The sequence below is a fragment of the Paenibacillus sp. LT-B23 genome (assembly GCF_059417685.1).
The window spans coordinates 142,467-162,416 of sequence record NZ_JBSQBM010000009.1 but is presented as its reverse complement, the minus strand read 5'-3'; the positions used below and the strand labels follow the sequence as shown (position 1 = coordinate 162,416).

At 43.1% G+C, this 19,950-nt stretch carries 22 protein-coding genes and 3 pseudogenes; 8 read left to right on the top strand and 17 right to left on the bottom strand.

Annotated features, from left to right (window positions below):
* Positions 1-68 precede the first annotated feature (68 nt).
* Positions 69-1,571, bottom strand: a complete 1,503-nt coding sequence (locus ACWXW9_RS13365; protein ID WP_494929785.1) for an HD-GYP domain-containing protein — start codon at positions 1,569-1,571, stop codon at positions 69-71.
* 200 nt (positions 1,572-1,771) lie between these two features.
* Between ACWXW9_RS13365 and ACWXW9_RS13360 the strand changes: the two genes are divergently transcribed.
* Positions 1,772-2,011, top strand: coding sequence for an ArpU family phage packaging/lysis transcriptional regulator (locus tag ACWXW9_RS13360; protein WP_494929784.1), 240 nt, complete (start codon positions 1,772-1,774; stop codon positions 2,009-2,011).
* Here ACWXW9_RS13360 and ACWXW9_RS13355 read toward each other — a convergent pair.
* The 5 genes from ACWXW9_RS13355 to ACWXW9_RS13335 all read right to left on the bottom strand — a co-directional run bounded on the left by ACWXW9_RS13355 (position 2,008) and on the right by ACWXW9_RS13335 (position 5,079).
* Positions 2,008-2,232, bottom strand: coding sequence for a hypothetical protein (locus ACWXW9_RS13355; RefSeq protein WP_494929783.1), 225 nt, complete (start codon positions 2,230-2,232; stop codon positions 2,008-2,010). The genes ACWXW9_RS13360 and ACWXW9_RS13355 overlap by 4 nt on opposite strands.
* Positions 2,233-2,307: 75 nt before the next feature.
* Positions 2,308-3,117: a hypothetical protein gene (locus tag ACWXW9_RS13350; RefSeq protein ID WP_494929782.1), complete on the bottom strand. Its 810-nt coding sequence runs from the start codon at positions 3,115-3,117 to the stop codon at positions 2,308-2,310.
* A 794-nt stretch (positions 3,118-3,911) separates the two neighbouring features.
* The gene (locus ACWXW9_RS13345) at positions 3,912-4,220 is read right to left on the bottom strand and encodes a hypothetical protein (RefSeq protein ID WP_494929781.1); all 309 of its coding nucleotides are present in this window, start codon (positions 4,218-4,220) and stop codon (positions 3,912-3,914) included.
* Positions 4,221-4,323: 103 nt separating this feature from the next.
* A complete protein-coding gene (locus ACWXW9_RS13340; RefSeq protein ID WP_494929780.1) occupies positions 4,324-4,446 on the bottom strand; it encodes a hypothetical protein in 123 nt (40 codons plus the stop codon).
* A gap of 339 nt (positions 4,447-4,785) precedes the next feature.
* A complete protein-coding gene (locus ACWXW9_RS13335) occupies positions 4,786-5,079 on the bottom strand; it encodes a hypothetical protein (protein WP_431090735.1) in 294 nt (97 codons plus the stop codon).
* Positions 5,080-5,249: 170 nt separating this feature from the next.
* On the opposite strand from ACWXW9_RS13335, the gene ACWXW9_RS13330 reads away from it, so the two are divergent.
* Positions 5,250-5,627, top strand: coding sequence for a VOC family protein (locus tag ACWXW9_RS13330; RefSeq protein WP_494929779.1), 378 nt, complete (start codon positions 5,250-5,252; stop codon positions 5,625-5,627).
* Between the two features lie 135 nt (positions 5,628-5,762).
* Here the strand turns inward: ACWXW9_RS13330 and ACWXW9_RS13325 are convergent, their stop codons facing one another.
* The 3 genes from ACWXW9_RS13325 to ACWXW9_RS13315 all read right to left on the bottom strand — a co-directional run bounded on the left by ACWXW9_RS13325 (position 5,763) and on the right by ACWXW9_RS13315 (position 10,080).
* Entirely contained in the window at positions 5,763-7,766 is a 2,004-nt protein-coding gene (locus tag ACWXW9_RS13325) for a CoA-disulfide reductase (protein ID WP_494929778.1), read from the bottom strand.
* A 228-nt stretch (positions 7,767-7,994) separates the two neighbouring features.
* Positions 7,995-9,287: a homocysteine synthase gene (locus tag ACWXW9_RS13320; RefSeq protein ID WP_494929777.1), complete on the bottom strand. Its 1,293-nt coding sequence runs from the start codon at positions 9,285-9,287 to the stop codon at positions 7,995-7,997.
* Positions 9,288-9,441: 154 nt separating this feature from the next.
* On the bottom strand, positions 9,442-10,080 hold the full coding sequence (locus ACWXW9_RS13315; protein WP_494929846.1) for a flavin reductase family protein: 639 nt from the start codon (positions 10,078-10,080) through the stop codon (positions 9,442-9,444).
* A gap of 116 nt (positions 10,081-10,196) precedes the next feature.
* On the opposite strand from ACWXW9_RS13315, the gene ACWXW9_RS13310 reads away from it, so the two are divergent.
* Positions 10,197-10,904: an ArsR/SmtB family transcription factor gene (locus ACWXW9_RS13310; protein WP_494929776.1), complete on the top strand. Its 708-nt coding sequence runs from the start codon at positions 10,197-10,199 to the stop codon at positions 10,902-10,904.
* A gap of 4 nt (positions 10,905-10,908) precedes the next feature.
* On the opposite strand, the gene ACWXW9_RS13305 is transcribed toward ACWXW9_RS13310, so the two are convergent.
* The 3 genes from ACWXW9_RS13305 to ACWXW9_RS13295 all read right to left on the bottom strand — a co-directional run bounded on the left by ACWXW9_RS13305 (position 10,909) and on the right by ACWXW9_RS13295 (position 13,026).
* Entirely contained in the window at positions 10,909-11,688 is a 780-nt protein-coding gene (locus ACWXW9_RS13305; RefSeq protein WP_494929775.1) for a hypothetical protein, read from the bottom strand.
* 122 nt (positions 11,689-11,810) lie between these two features.
* Positions 11,811-12,125, bottom strand: a complete 315-nt coding sequence (locus tag ACWXW9_RS13300) for a protease inhibitor I42 family protein (RefSeq protein WP_044646518.1) — start codon at positions 12,123-12,125, stop codon at positions 11,811-11,813.
* Between the two features lie 16 nt (positions 12,126-12,141).
* Entirely contained in the window at positions 12,142-13,026 is an 885-nt protein-coding gene (locus tag ACWXW9_RS13295) for a C1 family peptidase (RefSeq protein ID WP_494929774.1), read from the bottom strand.
* A 186-nt stretch (positions 13,027-13,212) separates the two neighbouring features.
* On the opposite strand from ACWXW9_RS13295, the gene ACWXW9_RS13290 reads away from it, so the two are divergent.
* Positions 13,213-13,905 carry a DUF2278 family protein gene (locus ACWXW9_RS13290; RefSeq protein WP_494929773.1) on the top strand — a complete coding sequence of 231 codons (693 nt, stop codon included), beginning with the start codon at positions 13,213-13,215 and terminating at the stop codon, positions 13,903-13,905.
* A 247-nt stretch (positions 13,906-14,152) separates the two neighbouring features.
* Here ACWXW9_RS13290 and ACWXW9_RS13285 read toward each other — a convergent pair.
* Positions 14,153-14,968 (bottom strand): annotated as a pseudogene (locus ACWXW9_RS13285) (DUF2935 domain-containing protein).
* Positions 14,969-15,278: 310 nt separating this feature from the next.
* Between ACWXW9_RS13285 and ACWXW9_RS13280 the strand changes: the two are divergent.
* Positions 15,279-15,761 (top strand): annotated as a pseudogene (locus ACWXW9_RS13280) (acetylglutamate kinase); the annotation flags it as partial.
* Between the two features lie 44 nt (positions 15,762-15,805).
* Here ACWXW9_RS13280 and ACWXW9_RS13275 read toward each other — a convergent pair.
* From ACWXW9_RS13275 to ACWXW9_RS13265, 3 genes are all read right to left on the bottom strand, one after another.
* The gene (locus ACWXW9_RS13275; RefSeq protein ID WP_494929772.1) at positions 15,806-15,940 is read right to left on the bottom strand and encodes a hypothetical protein; all 135 of its coding nucleotides are present in this window, start codon (positions 15,938-15,940) and stop codon (positions 15,806-15,808) included.
* Complete coding sequence (locus ACWXW9_RS13270; RefSeq protein ID WP_494929771.1) at positions 15,933-16,148, bottom strand: hypothetical protein; 216 nt, start codon at positions 16,146-16,148, stop codon at positions 15,933-15,935. Before ACWXW9_RS13270 ends, ACWXW9_RS13275 begins: the two co-directional genes overlap by 8 nt.
* 90 nt (positions 16,149-16,238) lie before the next feature.
* Positions 16,239-16,613: a hypothetical protein gene (locus ACWXW9_RS13265; protein ID WP_494929770.1), complete on the bottom strand. Its 375-nt coding sequence runs from the start codon at positions 16,611-16,613 to the stop codon at positions 16,239-16,241.
* A gap of 426 nt (positions 16,614-17,039) precedes the next feature.
* On the opposite strand from ACWXW9_RS13265, the gene ACWXW9_RS13260 reads away from it, so the two are divergent.
* The 3 genes and pseudogenes from ACWXW9_RS13260 (at position 17,040) to ACWXW9_RS13250 (ending at position 18,521) form a co-directional block, all read left to right on the top strand.
* Positions 17,040-17,285: a helix-turn-helix domain-containing protein gene (locus ACWXW9_RS13260; protein ID WP_494929769.1), complete on the top strand. Its 246-nt coding sequence runs from the start codon at positions 17,040-17,042 to the stop codon at positions 17,283-17,285.
* Positions 17,286-17,408: 123 nt separating this feature from the next.
* Positions 17,409-17,582: pseudogene (locus ACWXW9_RS13255) on the top strand (SPRY domain-containing protein); the annotation flags it as partial.
* A gap of 288 nt (positions 17,583-17,870) precedes the next feature.
* On the top strand, positions 17,871-18,521 hold the full coding sequence (locus tag ACWXW9_RS13250) for a hypothetical protein (protein WP_494929768.1): 651 nt from the start codon (positions 17,871-17,873) through the stop codon (positions 18,519-18,521).
* Between the two features lie 701 nt (positions 18,522-19,222).
* Here ACWXW9_RS13250 and ACWXW9_RS13245 read toward each other — a convergent pair.
* Positions 19,223-19,738 (bottom strand): hypothetical protein, encoded by a 516-nt coding sequence (locus ACWXW9_RS13245; RefSeq protein ID WP_494929767.1) that lies wholly within the window; start codon positions 19,736-19,738, stop codon positions 19,223-19,225.
* Positions 19,739-19,950 lie beyond the last annotated feature (212 nt).

Here is a 19,950-nt window from a genome sequence, read left to right as displayed (position 1 = left end):
AGATGCGTACATCCCTATATAAAAAAAGCGAACCGCAACGGCTCGCCTGGTGGATATACAGTATAGGGTCAACTCATGATGCCTTTGTTCCGGCGCCATTCATCGACAAATAATTCGGCAAAGTAAGGGTCCCACTGGGTTCCTTTTCCGTCTTCCAATATCATAACCGCTTTTTCTTTCTGCATACCCTTCCGGTATGGGCGGTCAGACGTCATCGCATCATACGCATCCGCTACCGCAATGATCCTTCCAAATAGCGGGATATCCTCCCCGCAGAGCTGGTCTGGATATCCTTTGCCATCATAACGCTCATGGTGCGAACGCACGCCGGGCAAATAAGGAGCCATGGCATCGGCCGGCTCCACCTGGCGGAGAATGCTTTCTCCCATGACCGGGTGCATTTTAATCTGGTCAAATTCCTCGTCCGTCAGCTTGCCATCCTTGAGCAGCACAGCATCGGCTACGCCGATTTTGCCGATATCATGCAGTAATGCCGTTTTGCGCAGCAAATCGAGGTCTGTCTCATTCAAACCGCCCCGCCGTCCAATGATCACCGAGTATTCAGCCACACGCAAAGAATGTCCTGCGGTATAAGCGTCCCTCGCATCCAGTGCTGCCGCCAAGGTGGCGAAATAACTTTCCTGTAGCTGACTGTTTTTGTCTTCCCGTTCCTTCAATCCCTCAACCATGATATTAAAGCCTTCAACCAGCTTCGCAAACTCGTCAGAGTACAAATCTCTAGCCTTATCGTTCAGGCGGCCTTCCTTCACTTCGTTCATCTTTTCCAGCAAATGTTGAATCGGCTGCTCAATCTCACGGGTTAACAGCCATCCTCCCAGATAAGCAAAGGCCACACCAAATAGTAAAATCGTGCCCGCCCATAACCAATAGGAGCTGGAAAGTGCCTTATCCAGACGTTCCAGCCGAATCTGCGTGGCCAGGCAAAACAAAAAAAGCGGAAATGCACCAATCAACGTTGCACTCAGCTGAAATTTGTGCCGGAGTGATAGTAACACCCGTCCCCGAAGCGATATGTTAATTCCATATTTCTGATAAGTTCGGTCTCTAATTTCTATCAGCAACGGACGGATCGCCCTCATCGTCAGGAAAAATTCAATCATCGCGTGCATCGAAGCAACCAGACAAGCCCCTATACAGGCAATTCCCACATAATAGAAGGGCAGGGTGAGCTGTCCGGTATGAATCATCCATATAGCCATACTAGCTGCCGGGATGGAAAAACCGAGCAAATGCGGTACCATAATACGTAACACTGACAGATTAGGCAGACGGTGAATCCGTATATACATCGCTTCTACATCCTCGAACGTCGTCCGCTTATCCAGAAAAAAGTGACGAACTGGTCCCAGATGCATCCGAAATACCAGCGTTTCGCAAGCAATCATAATAATACTGGAAAAAGCAATGATCTTCATAAGACCTAAAAATTCATAGTGGGCTACATTTAACGTGGAAAATACAAAAATCGCGCCTACCAACAGAACAGCTATAAACGAACCTATAATATAGTTCAGGATAACATGCTGAATAAAACGCTTATAGATCGGCAAAATGCTACCCCTCTTTTCATCCGTACACTCACAAAACATCTTGTTTATTCAATATCGGAGTCCGGTCGGCAAAAGTTAACATGTTTGCTTGAGCAATTTGCAACATGCTGCCTTAACCAAAAAAACTGGATCGCAGCCGACTTAGATATCGCGTACGGGAGCAGCCAGAATGACCTGTTCACGCGGCGGCTATCACGCAGGTGTATTCATATAGAGAGCATCAGTCGACCAACGCGATCAGCAAGCAGACTGGATCCATTGCCGTTTACAACGTGGATAAGGAGGCAGATCTGGCCGCCAAGGATCGGCTGCTTACACTGGCAATGGACAAGCTTTCCAGTATGCAGCAACAGGTCATTCGGCGCAGTTATTTGGATGATGAAGGGGAATTTGATTTTACAGTTTGCGGAGAGTTGGGCCTGAGCGAGATGTATAGCTAAGACATGTCATCTGTTTCGTCAATGATTTTTGGCTCATTTTTCTCTTTTTCATTGTTTTTTTCATCCAGAGTTTCGGCAATGTACACTAATATACCAATAATCATTGAAATAAGGACTTGAACTGCCTCATCACCTTTAAATACTATCAAATCAAGAGAAGTAAGGATGAAACCTAAAGCATAGTAACCTACAACACCCAAAAACATATACAGATAAACCATCGTTTATTACCTCCATTTATAATGCCAAAGATACCGCTTGTTTAAACGGTATCTTTGGCATTATTGATAACTAATTTAGTACGTGAAATTAAATCTATCGCTATATTCATCCTGTGAATATCCACTGAAGTCAATGCTGAAATAGTACAGTATAGCTTTTGCTATTTGTGGAATATGTTTATGAGCATAACCAATTTCCACTGAGCCTGTTTGGCCAGCAAGTGATTTAGGAGCTCTTACTTCTTGTCTTGCAAATCCATCTTGTGGATCTGGATATCCAAACACATCTACCTCAAAAGAGTTACCTTCATTCTGTTGTTTCTGTAGTTGGTTTTCGTATTGATAAAGGTGTGATCCGCTTCTCCAGTTATGGACACTATATGGAGAACGATAAGGAGTAACTTTACTTTGCCAGGCCATTGCTAATGTATCAGTGTAATAATTCAAAGGACCTCTGTCCCAGCTATACTGAGCATAAACATGATAGGCATTTTCTTTACTATTCGGAGATTCAAGTTTAAATGCATAGCCATACAATTTGAAGATTCCATCTCTGACATCTTGAGTGGAAATTTTATCAGAAGATGCGACTGCTTTGCCAAGTTCATCTTTAACAACAACTTCAGGGTCTAACTCTTCGATTTTTATTTTTGTGCCACCGTTACTTGCAATATCTTTTTTTAATTCCAATGACGTAAAACCTAATTCTTCGTCAGTAAAGCCCATTTGTTTTAAGTATTCGTCAATTTCCGATTCGCTTTTTGTACTTGCATCTTTAAAGGGTTCTAAGCCTCGTGAGTCTGACTCTGCTGGATTTGCGGATACAGGGATGGAAAATACCAATAAAAAAATGAGTGTCAGCAAGGAAGCAGACAGCTTTTTCATTAATTCATCCTCCAGATTCCATGAGATTGGTAGCTGGCCAGCTAAATACAATACTATCATACAATAATTACAAATATAACCTTTTTTTCGTCAAAAGTTTTTTCGTGGCCTATAATTGTCCGTAATATGGCCTTGCAGTGGTAAACTTATATCATGGAAAATCGAATTAGACGAGAAACTTTTTTTTTCCATTCTATCATCAAAAAAACAGAAATGCCTTGCATTTTAGAATCGTTCTTGCTATACTATTAAAGTATGTATTAAACCCCATAGGATTCCGCGCAACAAGCTATACTCCTAATCACCGCATGGAGCTTCTCCAAATTTTATGTATAACCCTAATGTAGAATTTTGAGCTTTTGCCGAAGATTTTCACATTCACACTGGCGCGGTCATCGGAGCCGCAAGGACGAAAGAGAGGTAGGGCTTTTGTCGTTTGGAAAATGAGCAGTGGAATCGGACTGCCCCTTATGAACATGCTGACCATATTATGCAAGGCAGCAGGGGTTGAATATATATTATGCCGTCGAACCATGAAGTTCGAGCAGGCCGTGCAGTTCACGCAAGCTGCACCCATCCTCCGGATGATCCCCGGGGGATTTTTAATGTACATAGGTATCTGTTAAGCACCATCGAAAGCATCTATAGCCAAAAAAATGACCCTGCCAATACATCGGCAGGGTCTATAGCTTGATCAAAAAGGGGTTAATAAGGTCATTATAGTCACTCTTTCTTAAAACTAAATGATATGCACCTTAAAAACTCATTAATTTTTTCCAGCTTTGAGTTCTACTTTAATAATTCGTCCAGTATTCCGTCCCGCCCTGTGGCGTGGTTGGAGTAGTTGTGCGCCCTGTTTCCGGGCGGGTGAACCTATCCGTTGAAGGACGCTCCCACCCTTCCAGCAAGACCACATGCTGAGTACTGGAGTTATTTTCCCATGTAATGTAATGCTCCTGTTCCATATGCCGCAAAGCGGCTGTAATCTCGCTGTCCCTTTTCCCCGTTTTGACGGTCAATTCCGTCATCGTTGGCATATGGCGATGCTGGGCAAAATAGTTATACAAAATCCGTAACAGCTTTCGTTCCAAATCAGGCAACATCGTCTTTCCTCCCACTGTAAAGAACATATGTTCCCATTATAGCATATAAAAATGCACCCTCCTACTGGAAGCTGCATTTTGGACTTTTACGTCCGGTTCAAATTCAGTTTTTTTCTTTCTCCTGACGACTGACAGAACGCAGCCACCAAACAATTCCACCCACGCTTCCTAGTGCAAGAACCGTCAGGAAAATAATATAGAACAAATGAAATCCACGATCACTCATGGCAATCGCCTCCTTACTATATGTATACACTTCCCAACTAATCCTGTAAACCTCTTTTTGGAGCCCAGCTCTATTTTTTCCAAACACTCCACAACAGGTATCTTCTTGAGGTAAACCGGTACATGCTAATTAAATATGGTTAATACCAAATAAGAGACAGACCAAGGAGGGTATCGAATATGAAATTTCTATTGATCGTCATCATCGTTGTGCTGGTTGTTGTATTGTTCATGAGAAGACGCAGATAAACGAAGACATCCCGCATTGTTGAAAAAAGGATACAAAAAGGGCTTTCGGCCAAAGACCAAAAGCCCTTTTTCATCTGAGGTTAAGGCTGAATTACGCCTTGTTTTTCTTGCTATATTTAATGAAAGCAATCACAATCGTCACGGCAAACAATATTCCAGTAACTACCCAAGTTGTTAAAAATGCCATGTGCGAACCAACATTAGCTCCCATCGTCGGGTGCTTCATCGCTGTAAATACTGAACCTTGCACCATAAATATCGTACAAAATAAAACGATGGGCACCAGAAGAATTGTACTCGCAGTCCTCCGGTTACCTGATACCGCAATCACGCTTAGAGCGGAAATTACCAAAATCACAAAATATATAGTCGCTTCCCACAGCATAGAAGTGCTCACCGTCCGATCTTTTTTCTATCCATTTGTAAATGTCACTTCTATTGTAACAGACGTCACACAGTGAACCAAGCCATAATTTGAAATGAAAAGGGGTAAATCCTGCCGGCAACGTAAATAATGTATAGTAACTACATAAAGACCCCAAAGGAGATGAACCCATGAGAAGTGCAAGTCCCTTTGTCATTGTGAACGATGTCCAGCAAACGGTGGATTACTATCAGTCTGTTTTGGGCGGAGAAATTAAAGTACTGAACAAGCAGGAAGACAAGCTTTTACACGCTGAGCTTCACTTGGGCAGCAGTCACATCCATTTTTCCGATTCCTATGGTAAACCGCTGAGGGCGCAACATGTACAAATCATTCTCGATTTTGACAGCGAAGAGGAACTTAAGCTGGCTTACCATGCACTGGCGGAAAAAGGTACCGTTGACGTAGAGCTTCAAGATACTTTTTTTGGTGCCCTGCATGGCGAAGTGACAGACCATCTCAATCACATTGGATGGGTTATGAACTATTTTAAAAACCGCCGTCCTTGATCTGTTGTACAAATAACCACAAGTCTCTTTCATTTGCACGGCTGAAAACGGGCCATTGCAGGACACAAAACCTGGCAGATTCCAAGCAAAAAAGGACAGCATCAGCGCTGTCCTGCTTGTATTCTTCTATCATCACTAATGACCGTTAACAGCAGATGGCTTGCCAGAATCTTTGCGTACCACAGCCTTAACCTTGTCTTGGGACACTCCCAAAGATTCCAACGTATTCCCGGTTTTGAGGCACCACGCTTCAATATCTCTCGCAAAACCGAAATCGGTTGCGGTAACCTCCAGCTTTTGCCCTTCTTCCAGTGCCTTAACAGCTTCATATACCTTGAGAATAGGACCCGGACATTGCAATCCACAGGCATCCAGCAGGGTAATTTCTGTGTCGGGGCTTACGGCTTCTTCTGCAACTCTCGAAGGTACGCCGGACCCGTCTTTAGCTTCCTCGTCCAGTTCGCCCCCTGTAGGCAGATCAAAATCAGAATCCCGTTCAACCATAACTGAATACGTCTTGTAGCCACCATCAACGTTTCTCACCTGATAACCATATTGGGTCAGTATTCTGGCCGCAATATAACCCCGCAAACCGACCTGGCAGGATACCGCGATCTCCAGATCACGAGGGATTTCTGACATCCGTTCTCTCAGCTCTGGCAAAGGAATATGGATAGAACCCGGAATGACTCCTGCTTGCAGCTCCACCTCATCCCTGACATCAATAATGACACCACCGTTGTGGTAAAAGTCATCGACTTCATGCCATTGCATCGTTTGGACCAGCCCATCCATGATATTCGAAGCCACATAACCAGCCATATTGACAGGATCTTTGGCCGAAGAATAAGGGGGAGCATAGGCAAGTTCGATATCAGCCAGCTCACGCACCTCCAAATGCCCACGCATGGCGGTCGCAATCACATCAATCCTTTTGTCTACTCCGTCGGCTCCAACGGCCTGTGCCCCGTATATCATTCCCGTCTCCGGGCTAAAGAGCAGCTTCATAGAGATTGGCGATGCCCCGGGATAATAACCCGCATGCGAACCGGGATGAATATGAATAGCCTTATAGGGAACGCCCAGCCGTAGCAATGTTTTTTCGTTATTGCCTGTCGATGCTGCTGTCAAGGCAAAGGTCTTAATCACGGACGTTCCGAGCGCGCCATCATAAGAAATGGCCTGACCGTTCATATGATCCGCCACCAAGCGCCCCTGCCGATTGGCTCCCCAGGCCAGCGATACCATGGTCGCAAAACCGTGATTGCGGTCTTTGACCTGAATGGCGTCTCCTACCGCATAAATGGCCGGATCACTGGTTTGCAGTTGGGCGTTCACCTGAATAGCCCCGCGATAACCAAGCTCCAATCCGCTTTGCTTGGCCAGTTCATTTTCGGGAACAACACCAATCGCCAGAATAACCAAATCCGTCTGAAGCACACCTCCCGAAGCTAAAAGGAGCCGTGTACCCTGATCTGCAATAGCCGCAACCCCTTCCTTTAAGCGCACCTCCACTCCGTTCAGCTTCATATGCTGTTCTACCAGTTTAGCCATTTCAGGATCTAGCGGATTAAGCAATTGTTCTCCCTGGTCGATAATCGTTACCGCAAGTCCACGCTCCCGCAGATTCTCAGCCATTTCCAGCCCGATAAATCCACCGCCAATAACAGCAGCATGTCGCGGGTGCTTTTCATCTACATATGCCTTAATCACGTCCGTATCAGGAATATTTCTTAGCGTGAATAGATTAGTAGCTTCGTTTAATCCGGGAATATCCGGCATCAACGGTTTGGCCCCTGGGGACAAAACCACCAAGTCGTACGGTTGCTCCCCCATTGTTCCTGTCATTACATCACGGAAGCGGATGAGCTTCTGCTCCCGGTCTATTTCTATAACTTCGGTAAATACCCGTACATCTATATTAAAACGTTCTCGAATCCCTTGAGGTGTCTGGAGGAACAGCTTCTCCCGCGCACGGATCGTCTCGCCAATATAGTAAGGAAGTCCACAGTTTGCAAAAGAAACATGCTCTCCGCGTTCAAACATTATAATCTCGTCTTCCTCATTCCATCTACGCAATCTTGCCGCCGCAGAAGCCCCACCTGCTACCCCGCCAATAATAACTATTTTTCTGCTCATTTCTTCCCCTCCTCATATACCCTACGGGGTATAATATATACCTATGGGGGTATGTTGTCAACGCTATTTATTCATGACATGGACGCAAAAAAGGTGGAGGTTGCCCCCCACCTGATTAACCACAGACCGAAAACCAATCTGGATTGAAAAACCACTTACGGAATCCTGCACAAATGCCCTGTCACACTTTGCTTAACAAGCCAACGTCGCTGGCCTCTGCTCACTTAACTACTGCTGGCTGGCCGCGATCGCCTGCTCCAAATCGTACAAAATATCGTCTATCGCTTCCGTCCCGACAGACAAACGCAACAGCTCTGGCTTGACTCCAGCAGCAACCTGTTCCTCCGCATTCAACTGTTGATGGGTTGTGCTCGCCGGATGAATGATCAGAGATTTGGAATCGCCCACATTCGCCAAATGGGAAAATAGCTTCACATTTTCAATCAGCTTGCTTCCCGCCTGACTACCACCTTTAATGCCGAAGGTCAGGATCGCCCCTTGCCCTTTCGGCAAGTATTTTTGGGCTAACTCGTAGGATGGGTGGCTTGGCAATCCAGTGTAGCTGACCCATTCCACATCCTTGTGGCTTTCGAGATATTGCGCTACCTTCAAAGCATTCTGGCTATGTCTTTCCAGCCGCAGATGGAGTGTCTCCAAGCCCTGAAGCAGCAGCCATGAGTTGAACGGTGAAATAGCTGCTCCCAGGTCACGCAGCAGTTGTACCCGCGCCTTGATAATGTATGCAATAGGCCCCACCGCCTCGGTGTATACAACCCCGTGATAGCTCGGGTCCGGTTCGGTCAGCCCAGGGAAACGGCCACTTGCTTTCCAGTCAAACTTGCCGCTGTCCACGATCACCCCACCGATGGACGTTCCGTGTCCGCCAATGAATTTCGTCGCAGAATGCACGACAATATCCGCTCCGTATTCAATGGGACGCAATAAGTACGGGCTTGGGAACGTGTTATCTACAATTAACGGAATACCATATTCATGCGCAATCGCTGCTACAGCTTCCACATCCAGCACATTGCCCTGCGGATTGCCAATCGTCTCGGCAAATAACGCCTTCGTTTTATCCGTAATGGCTTTGCGGAAGTTCTCCGGGTCATCCGAATCCACAAAATGCACCTTAATGCCCAGCTTCGGCAGCGTCGTGGAAAACAAATTATATGTACCGCCATATAGACTGGATGCCGACACAATTTCATCCCCTGCTCCCGCAATGTTCAGGATGGAAAAGGAAATGGCTGCTGCTCCCGAAGCCGTTGCCAACGCGCCAGCCCCTCCCTCCAGAGCTGCGATCCGCTGCTCGAACACATCCGTGGTCGGATTCATTAGGCGCGTATAAATGTTGCCGAACTCTTTTAACGAAAACAAATCAGCCGCATGCTCGGCATCCCGAAATCCATACGAGGTGGTTTGGTATAACGGAACGGCGCGGGCAAAAGTAGTAGGATCAATTTGTTGTCCGGCATGGACAGCGAGAGTTTCGAATGACAGCTTGCGATCTTCTGACATGGTTATTTCCTCCCTTGTTATACGTGCTGTATGAATCTTCTCTTTCTGTATGCGCAATCATGAATGATTTTTCAATCATTCTCGCACAAAAAGAACAATTTGGGAAGATAATTCTCATTATTCAGGTAGGAAATTATATTTTTTTTCTAGAACATCAGGTTTCAGACCGGAAGGTTTTGCCCAACCGCTCACCAAGGCCGAAATAATGGCGGAAGTTATAGATGAGTGGGCTCCACTTTGCCGGATCAATGTGGTTATCACCGAGGATCATATCCTGATGAACGTGCACCTGTACAGCTTGGGTTTCAACGATTGCAAAAGAAGGAGAATGATCAGAAATCCGTACATCCTTCACCTTGGCTTCAATTTGAATAGGGGATTCCCTAATTCGAACGGGCTTGACCACATTAGAGTCAATCGAAGTTAGTCCGCTAATCTCATACTTGTCTTTCTGATAGGTAAAGCCATTTTGTTGCTTATCCTCGGGTACGGGATTTTTGCCCGTGTAGGGGGCCAACCGCTCCACATGCTCCCATAAGGCAGGTCCCGGAATGTTAATCACACATTCGGGATGCCGCTTCATATTTTCAAATGCTTTCCCACCTATTCCAATACCCAGTACGACACAATCTCCCAATGCCCATGAGGAGGAAATAGGGCTGATATTGGTCGTTCCATCCTCATTCAGCGTGTTGAGTAAAATCACAGGGGTTCCATAATATAAAATGCTAGGTTTAATCGTTTTGATGTCTGGGCTGAAATTCATCTGATTTATTTGATTTATTTGATTCATTTGATTCATTTGGTCCATTATCCCTTCTCCTTCTGTTCAGATCTGCCTCCTTATTGTAGAATATAAATACTTCAATCTTCATCGAAGTATGGATTACAAAGGAGGATAACTGTGCCATGAGCGCCAAATCAAATGTAGCCATGATTGCTTCTCTCGTCAGCGAGCCTTCCCGCGCAGCCATCTTAACCGCCTTATTAGACGGCAGATTTCATCCTGCAAGCGAGCTGGCCCATATGGCACGCATCAAACCGCAAACCGCCAGCTTCCATTTGGCTAAAATGACCGAGGCTCAAGTCGTTACTGTGGAGAAACAAGGGCGTCACCGTTACTACGGCATTCAAAATCCCGAAGTTGCCCGGGTAATGGAGTCATTTTTATCCATAGCTCCACCTATTCCAATCAAGTCATTCCAGCATGCTTCCGAAGACAAAGCCATACGTCAGGCAAGAACCTGCTACGATCATCTGGCAGGTCATTTAGGTGTACAGCTAACGGCTTCTCTCATTCAAAAAGATTACATTTCGCAGGATCGGGACGGGTTCTCTGTTACTGAAAAAGGGAGGGCGTTCTTTGCAGACTTTCAAATTGACCTTGAAGAAACGAAAAAAAAGCGCCGCTCCTTCTCACATAAATGCATGGATTGGAGTGAACGACGCCACCATCTGGCCGGAGCCTTGGGGAATGCTCTTTTGGACAGATTATTCGAATTAAACTGGATTCAACGTCTGCCCAAAACCCGAGCAATATACATTACAGCAGATGGTGAGAGAGGTTTTAAAGAAGTATTTTCGATAGAGATCGGGAAGGATAATTCTGAGCTGTAGTCCTTTATTTAGCGTATATTCGTTTACGTTGTTCTTCCACAAGCTGAGCCAGTTCAGGAGTAGCATATCCGGCAGGATAGAAGGCTTTAGATTGGATATGATAGGCAAGGTTTCTCGTTGATCCGTCTTTCATTTCAATTTGGAGATAGTAGCTGTTCCCGACCAATCCCTTGGTCTGTTTGTACATTTGTTCAAAAGAAACGTAGTTCAGTTTAGGATAGGCTTCGGCAAATGTGGCAGTCGCCTGGGGTGTGAAATCTTTCAACTTGGTCCCGTCATTGCCGCTGACAAAGCGAACGACTGCTATTTTTCCCGAGCTATCCAGCAAATCATTAATAGTCTTGGCAGAAGGGTTATGCGTTGCTTCATACAGTGTATTCCCCGCAAATAATCTGGCAGATTGGGCGTACCCGTTCACTTCATACAGTTCTGTTCCGATCTCCAGCAACGTCGCATCCCCGTCCTTCATCACATATCCCGGGCAAGCATAATCTGCCATGCGATATAAAATTGCGCCAACTTTCTCCCCTTTGTGCAAGTTACTATTGTCGTTCTCATAGCTCGCCCTATAGGTAACGCCATTCCATTTTGCTAGAGATGCGTAATCCACAGTTATATTTGAACACTCTTTTTCGTGCTTATCCAATGATGGTCCCACTTGTGTAGATTCTACAGGCGATTTTTCATGTTCCTCGCCCTTCGTTGGCGTGCAGCCGGATAATAGTAACACTGCGGTACAAGCTACTGCTATAGTTCGTCTAAACAACAACGTAAAGCTGTTCATTGATCATCCCCCCTGAATACTCAGACGGGTTCACATCCTGAATGGTTACTAACCACTGGACTGAGAAATAGAATCCCCCTTATTAAAACACAGAAATAAAAAAGGAACGCTTTTCAGCGTCCCTATATTACAATAACCGTAATTTCAAAACTTTTTACAGCCTCCTGTAGCCACGGCCTTTGGTAATGAAATCTCACCTTTCTCTGACCTGCTTCATTTGCCGTATACGTCCAAGCTCGGACACCAGATCCTCCAATTACAGTGTGGTTACCAACATAATCTTCTTTCTCAAGCAAGACCACATTTTTCTCTGAAACGATTTCTTCCAACCATGTATATCCTGTAGATGCATTTTCAAGTAGGGTAATCTGGAAGGCTTCGCCTTTTTTTAGACGGAGGATTTTACCATTGTCCTTCTCTTCAATGGAAATGATCATTAAATCACCTGACTTTCTAGTGATATTTAATAACCTGATCTCCCCCCCAATGATGAAGCTCAACCTCTTCTTTAAATTCTTCACCCATTTGCTGCAATATTTTCTCCTTAGCATTGACTAAGGCGTCAACATTGTCGATTAGATCCGTTGCGCTATACGCTTCAAAAAAGAAATGTTCCGCTTGTTTTTGAACACGATAATCATAAGGTAAGTAGCCAAATCCATTATCGCCCCAAGGAGTTCCCCATGAATTTTTAAATTTGAACATTTGGGTATCATCATCGAAGCCTACAATACATATGGCATGTCCACCTATAAATTCACTACTTTCGGGTAAAGGTATTTTACCTGTAGCTGCTACGTTTGGATCCATCCAGTTTTTGTACACTGATGTCCCGACTACAAAAGGTCCGTTCACAACTAAGCTTCTCTGCATTGCTTTTATCGTGTCCAGATTTGCATATGCTTTTATTTTATATTTTGCTGCATTTGTATCTGCTCCAGCTTGGGGACTACCAGGATTACAGGCTTCATACTTCCAAAAGCTTTCTTCACATACTCCCTGTTTTTTCAGTATATCCATGGCTACTCTAATAGATGTCCCGTCTCCATCAGGAGTACATCGAGGTGTATTATCTGGAGCTGAATCTGCTGCTTTTGCCTTCTCGTAAAGGTACCTGGGTGAGAGTCCGACATGTTTATCTCTCTCTTGCCACTCTTTCATGCCTACAGCGCAGGAGAAGCCAACGCACGTTCCTTCGTGTCCCTGATCTCTCACAGGAGTTATTCCTTTAACTTCAAATTTTGATGGAATAATAAAAGGCGGCAAAATAGAAGACATAAGAATATCCCTTTTATCTATTGGAGATGGGGTTAAACCCAATCCCTTCACCTCTGACATTTTGTTTCCTCCTTTGTTATAAAGTACTGAGTTATTGTTTCATTTTTCAAAAAATTTATAACCCCTAAATTATCCATAAAATAACCGATCTCTATAGCCCTTTTGGACAAACCTGGATTAAATAATAAATTCAAATATAAGACACGCTAGAAAATGTAAAAAATTAATCGCAAGGAGACTATAACAATGCCCATTAAATACGGTGTGCTAAAAGCAATTCCTAAAGAATTCAAATTAGGAAAAGATGACCAGCATCTAGAAGTGCTCATGAAAGTATTGCATAGCAAAGAAAAGTTCAGATTAGCCATTAATATCCAATCACAAGATTGGCCGTCAGAAGTTCTTTATTTGATTGGCGAAAATTTTAATTCCTCGCAAATTACCCATCTGCAAGGTATGACAGAAGGCTTCACTGGAATCAATAAAAACAATCCGGAGATTGCATTGGATTATGTCAGGGGCGGTCTGTTTGATCCTAAACAAATGACACCACTCCCAAATATTAAACCTGGTCCCGACAACGATTTGTACGAAAAGTTAACAGACTATGTTCAAAAAGCTATTGATGAAGAAGCTGTTATATATGCTTATGGAGAACGATTTGGCCCTGAACATAAGGAGGATGAATACTTTCATTTCAAACCCGGGAATGGAGTTCACGATATTCATATGAATCAAGGAAACTCAGGAAATCCCAAATGGGAAAAAGATAATGGAGTTTGGCAAGACGGGGGATTGCTAATTCAGTTTAAAGATCGTTGGGTCGCATTATTCTTAGCTTTTCAATCTCAGTCATGGTGTACTAACGATGACACAGGTTATACACTTAAAGTATGTAGCCATGAAGAACATGAGCATAAGAACATTGTGCATTCATAGTTGGAATCACGAATCGACGAAATTATAAAGTGATCTCTACAAAGTAGAGAAACCCGCTTTACACAAGACAGGGTTTCTCCTTTTTTTGAGATATAGGAAGAGGGCCCAACGTAATGATTTATAAATTTCGACACCTGGATTAGGATTTAAAAGATACGGTCTTGGCGCACCTCCTGTTGGGGAATACTGTGTCCCAGTCTGAAGGATTACGTTTTAATTATTTATGCTACACAGCAGCGACAGCATATCAGTGCATGATTTCTTTCTTGTTCACCTTAACACCTGATAAAGATTGATCAAACATATCGAGAATAAAAAGGAAGCGCTCAGCTTCACGAAATACATGATCGGCTAATAAAGGATGGATAATACTTTTTATTCGGCATTCGTCGATTAAATCACGCGCTGTTTTCTTAAAATCACGCAAGGACTTAACAGAGACACGGTTTTCATCAACAAATTGACTTAGGAGTGGAACGGTCTACGACTGTGGCTGCATATGACTTAAATCAATCGCTTGAAACATTAGCGTATCGAAATCATTACTAAACTCCCTAGCTTGTTCAACCAGTTTACGTTCGGATGGATCTAGCAAATGGCCTATAAATTTTGCATGATCGGCCATGATTTTTAAGAAAAATACATTTTCATCAATAATTGCATCGGGTAATGGTTCGAGCTTTCCCGAATTAAGTTCCTCTAAACGGTTTCTGAAATAATTCGCTTCCCGGCTTATATGATCTACCAGTAAAGGGAAATTGGTTTGTCCGGGAAGCTTGCATTGCAATATAAGGCCCAATACCATTCTCTTAAACGCCCAAATATGAGTCGCTGCATTCTGCACCTCCGTATTAAACTCTTTGATTGTGTGAGGGTCAGTATCGATATTAAATTCGTGTGATCTTCTCTCAATATCCTCAAAAATAGCATGAAACTGATTGGCTTCTGTAATGAGTTGAGTATCTTCCGCTCTAAAACCTAACCCCAGAAAAAATGAATGCTCCTTCATGATCCTGGACCAAAATCGTATCTCATCTAATGAGCGCGCAACGAATGCATCCAATCATATCCCTCCTCTATGTGAGCAAAAAGCAACTTACTTAGTCATATGGAATATGCCTTGTCATTATGAATATCGAAGTTCCACGCCTCATACTAATCTAATTCCGAGGTTGTTTAGAAGTTCTGCTAGAAGATGACTTTTTTAATGGACATTAACCCAACAATATGAGTTCGAATAATGTAGCACTATATATGCAGATGCATGTGGTATACAAATTTATGGAAACAAGGAGTGAAAAAGTATGTTTCCTTATGTAGTACAACCATACGATCATTATTGGCGATCGGATCAAGTAACACCTGCTCATCTAATGACCAAAAATCCTCATTGTGTAAGCAAGGCGAAGGTTGAATTGAAAAGCTTCATACGTATGCTGTGGGAACAACATATAGCCTGGACCAGGATGACCATCCTTAGCTTGGTCTTTCATCTACCTGATGTGAACGTGGTTACCGCCCGGCTTCTTCAAAATGCAACAGATATGGGGAATTCACTTCGACCTTTTTATGGTGATCATGTTGCTCAAACATACAGTAACTTAATTAGGGAACATTTAGTCCTTGCTGCGGATCTTGTTAAAGCAGCCATAGCAGGAGATCAGAATCTGGTTGCAGCTACAGAAAAAAAATGGTATTCCAACGCCAATGAAATTTCCGAGTTTTTAAGCCGTATCAATCCCTATCTACCTAAAGAAGAATTTAGGAAAATGTTCTATGAACACTTAGCTTTAACAAAGTCAGAGGCTGTCTCCATGATCACCAAGGATTATAGAACAAGCGTCCCGATATATGATTAATTCGAGGCGGAGTCACGCTTTACCCATGACTCCGCCTAGCTTTATGCAAAGCGAGTCCCGAACATAACACTGAATTTAAAGCCTACGTCTGCCTTGGAGGGGAGTGGAACCGTTGCATTAAACCTTTCCATGTGCTTTAATGTTTCTTTTAAAATCGGGGTTTTAAGATCATTCAAATTGCTCTCCTCCTGTTAAGTCTACCCGGAATTCAAACTGTTCTCGTATAAAATCTTTACTGGCGATCTTAACCGACCCTGGTGTAATCTCCTCCACCACTCCGCCATAATCCTCAAGTGTCACACGTAATTCTTCATCGACGGATACAACGTATACATGTACCTTGGTTAAAGCCGCTCCAAATAGCTCCATGTCTGTTTTCAACATTTTATATGTATCCTTCAAGACGATCACCTCAAATATTTCATTCGGTGAACAATATAACGATTCCTTCTACGACAAAAATCCCTGTAAATGCTATCCCTTGTTCCTTACAAGATTCAACTGGATGTCACAGCGCCCCTCCCCTTCCAACCATAGCAGTTCGTTAAGCAAAAAAGTCATACCATCCATAGAGCGTAGCTGGTCAATGGTTTCTGAAACAACCTCCATAAGGTCACGCTGAATGCCTTCTGCCAATTGCAGCCCACCACTGTCACCATCGACGAATAAGTGTGTATGTTCGGGATGCTCCAACCCCCGCACATGACGCATCCACAAACGTCCGTCCTCAATGTGAAAGAAGTAGCGTCCATCATAAAGCACACCTTCATATATTTCATACATATGTAAATGGTCAAAAGGTCCATATACCATTGCCACCCATTCTAGTATGGTTGATTTAGTCTCCATTTTTATGTGCTCCTTCTTAGTGTTTATCCGTCCAACTTGGCAAGGGCTCCTGACCATCAAATTGTGGCAGCCTCAACTGCCCTCTCAATAGCAAAATCCCAAATTCCCTTCTTACCTATGATTTCAATAAGTTGTGATAGGACTGCTTCATGTTCACTCGCGTAGAATTGCGGATTAACTTGCTGTACAATAATGAAGAACCACTCTAATTAGATGCGAATTTTCGTACTGCCTTATCATCAACGATGTCAATAACAAAATTGTTTCCATGGCATGAATTTACATAACATTTTAACGTTATTTCGTTATTAACGATATAACCATATAACGTTATTGTCAACATCTTTTTGCGTTATCTTTTAGTTTCACTTAAAATCAACACAAGCATAACTAAGCAAGAATCAAGGGGAAGGAACGGTCGGTTATATGTCAAAAAAATCTATAATCGTGGTCAAGCTTGGAAAGATTCTGGAGTCAAAAGGAATGACACAAGGGACTTTATCTCAGTTAACAGGGCTACGCCCAAGTACCATTAGTGAAATTGTCCGTGGCTCCCGTAGTGTTTTGAATAAAGACCATCTGGCAAAGATTATTGAGGTACTTGAAATTACAGATATCGGGGAAATTATTGAAATTGATTACATATTGAATGCCAAAGAATCTACTGAATAATCCAGAAGGGACCGGAGTTGCTGAGGGTCCTTTTTACGTTGGGACAGAGTTTATATTGGTGCAGAGTGATATATTATCGAAAAGGACTTTTTGTCGCTAGTCGAATAAACTTTAAGCTGAACTAAATGCTTAAATTCCTTCATCGCTTGGTATGACGCTAAAGATGCTGGCAGAGGTGCTTCATTCTTTGCCATTGACAAGCACAATAATAATAAAGGACCTTTCAGTAACCGTAAGGATTATGTCATTTTCAACAAAATACTTACCTTTGAGGTAAGCGAATATTCAACTAAATAAACATTAAGGAGGACTTCATATCAGCCACATGCTAATGAAGTCCTTTTTAATATTTAGGGTTCAAATCTGAATAATCACACCTAAATTGATATACAGGACAATGCACTTTTCTAGACCTAAGGATTACAAACTAATTGTGACCGCTCATTTCAATAAAAAACACAGTCTTCAAAAAGCTTGGGAGCTGTGCTTTGCTAACATATTCAACACCAATATTCGATAATAAAGGTAACAAGATAAAATGAGCAACTACCTCAACCGATGAGGATACTCACAGGAGAATTCATCATGTCAAAGAAAGTTTTATTAATTACTCTACTTTCTATAGCTCTAACAGCTTGTGGAAGCAATATAAAAGAAGAAACAACAAAAGCAGGGTCTAATTCTTCAACTACATCCTTTGCTACAGAACAAACAGCGAGCAATGAGAATACTGCTCAGCAAAGTTCTACAAATAATCAGGTCACAGATCAACAATATTTATTTGCCGAATTCATGAAAAATGGGACACCTGTTTTAACAGAAGATCAAGCTTCTATGGAGCAAGCATCTTACGACTTCATTGTTAAAAACAGTGACTTATTTCCTTCAACAGATAAAAGCAAAGTCATTAATCTAGTAGACAAATCTGTAACAACAAAACACTTAAATAAAAATCTGAATTTATACTTAAACAAATTTGTAAAAATAAGCGGCGATGTAATAGATATAGAAGAAGATAACATTCCTATAGGGACAACGGCTATCGTTTATATTAGTGATGAAAATGATAATACAGTAATAGCAGTTTATCCAGGAGCAAGTGGGGACATTTTTGAGGGTGACGTTGCTTCAGTTATTGGAGTTCCTATCGCTAATTTTTCGTATGAAAATGTTTCAGGTGGTTATACTAATACTACACTGCTAGCAGCTTCTATTCTCACAAAAGAAAATCAATAATTTTAACAAAGTAAGCCCTTCGGGGCTTTTTCTTTTAAATCACAACAGAATTGGTGAAATTAAGTGCGTTCCGGTAAAGTTCCCGTAAGATACTTAATTTTTCGAGAAATTGTATATTCACTATGAATCCTACCTTTGTTCATCAGTACAATTATTTAATAGATAGCTTACTCATACAAAAAGTAGTTATTTTACTTATTATTTAATATATGAATTTAAATATTTAGATGATACATATTGAAACTTCTAAACTCGCATAATAATACATAAATAAGGAGAGATTATTTTGAAACGAGTTATTTCGTCATTATTGCTACTGGGATTTTTACTCTATATAGATTGAACTCGTAAAATTAAGAGCCCCCAAAAAGGTGGCGATCCGAATGACGACGCAACACGAAACTATTTTGGAATACTGCTCCTTGCTTTCCAGGATACTTTCCATTACCGTGATTTCATGTTGTAGTACTGCATTTTGTTGTTCGTATGCTGTTCCCATTGTCGTATCCCTCAGATTTTCCATTTAATGAAATACTAAATAGCGGATGTCTGCAAAATGCCACGCGTGGCGGGCCGCTATCTCAGCCGAGGGATACTCTGGAGGAAGAGGAGGACGTTCGTACGTCCTAATTATGATCATAAGAAAAGCCGTCCAGTTAAAGATAGCAAATTTCTAGATTATCTACATGCAAGATATCTTGCTATGCTAATTGTGTGATAACAAGATGTGCTGAAACAGGTCTTGTTCCTCCAGCGAGAGGAGTAATAGTAAGTGCAGTGGAATTGCCAGCAGGATTTCGAACAGTCAGTATGGAATTAATGACCGTCGTTTGCACTATAGCCATTTCTACGATTTGCGATGTACCTGTTGCACGTCCGATTACAGTATAGGCGAGATCCGCGCCATTGAGTGTCAAGATGAGTTGTCCAGCTTCGGTTACACTAACCTGAAAGAGCACCTGATAAGTCCCTATTGCTGCTAAATTAAAAGAGCTAGGACCGGTTCGGGTAATAGTAGTCCCGCTGGTAGGGCCATTTTCCGGAAAACTTACGTCTGTACCCGGAGCAACAGTTGCTGCATTATCAGGAGGCATCAAGGCAAAAAAATCTGCAAATCCCAATACACCTCCTGCTGCTCCTGTTGCGCCAGTGGCTCCGGATGGTCCCGTCGCACCTGCTGCTCCTGTAGCGCCAGTGGCTCCGGATGGTCCCGCCACACCTGCTGCTCCTGTAGCGCCAGTGGCTCCGGATGCTCCCGCCGCACCTGCTGCTCCTGTTGCGCCAGTGGCTCCGGATGGTCCCGCCGCACCTGCTGCTCCTGTAGCACCGGTGGCTCCGGATGATCCCGCCGCACCTGCTGCTCCTGTAGCACCGGTGGCTCCGGATGGTCCCGCCGTACCTGCTGCTCCTGTTGCGCCAGTGGCTCCGG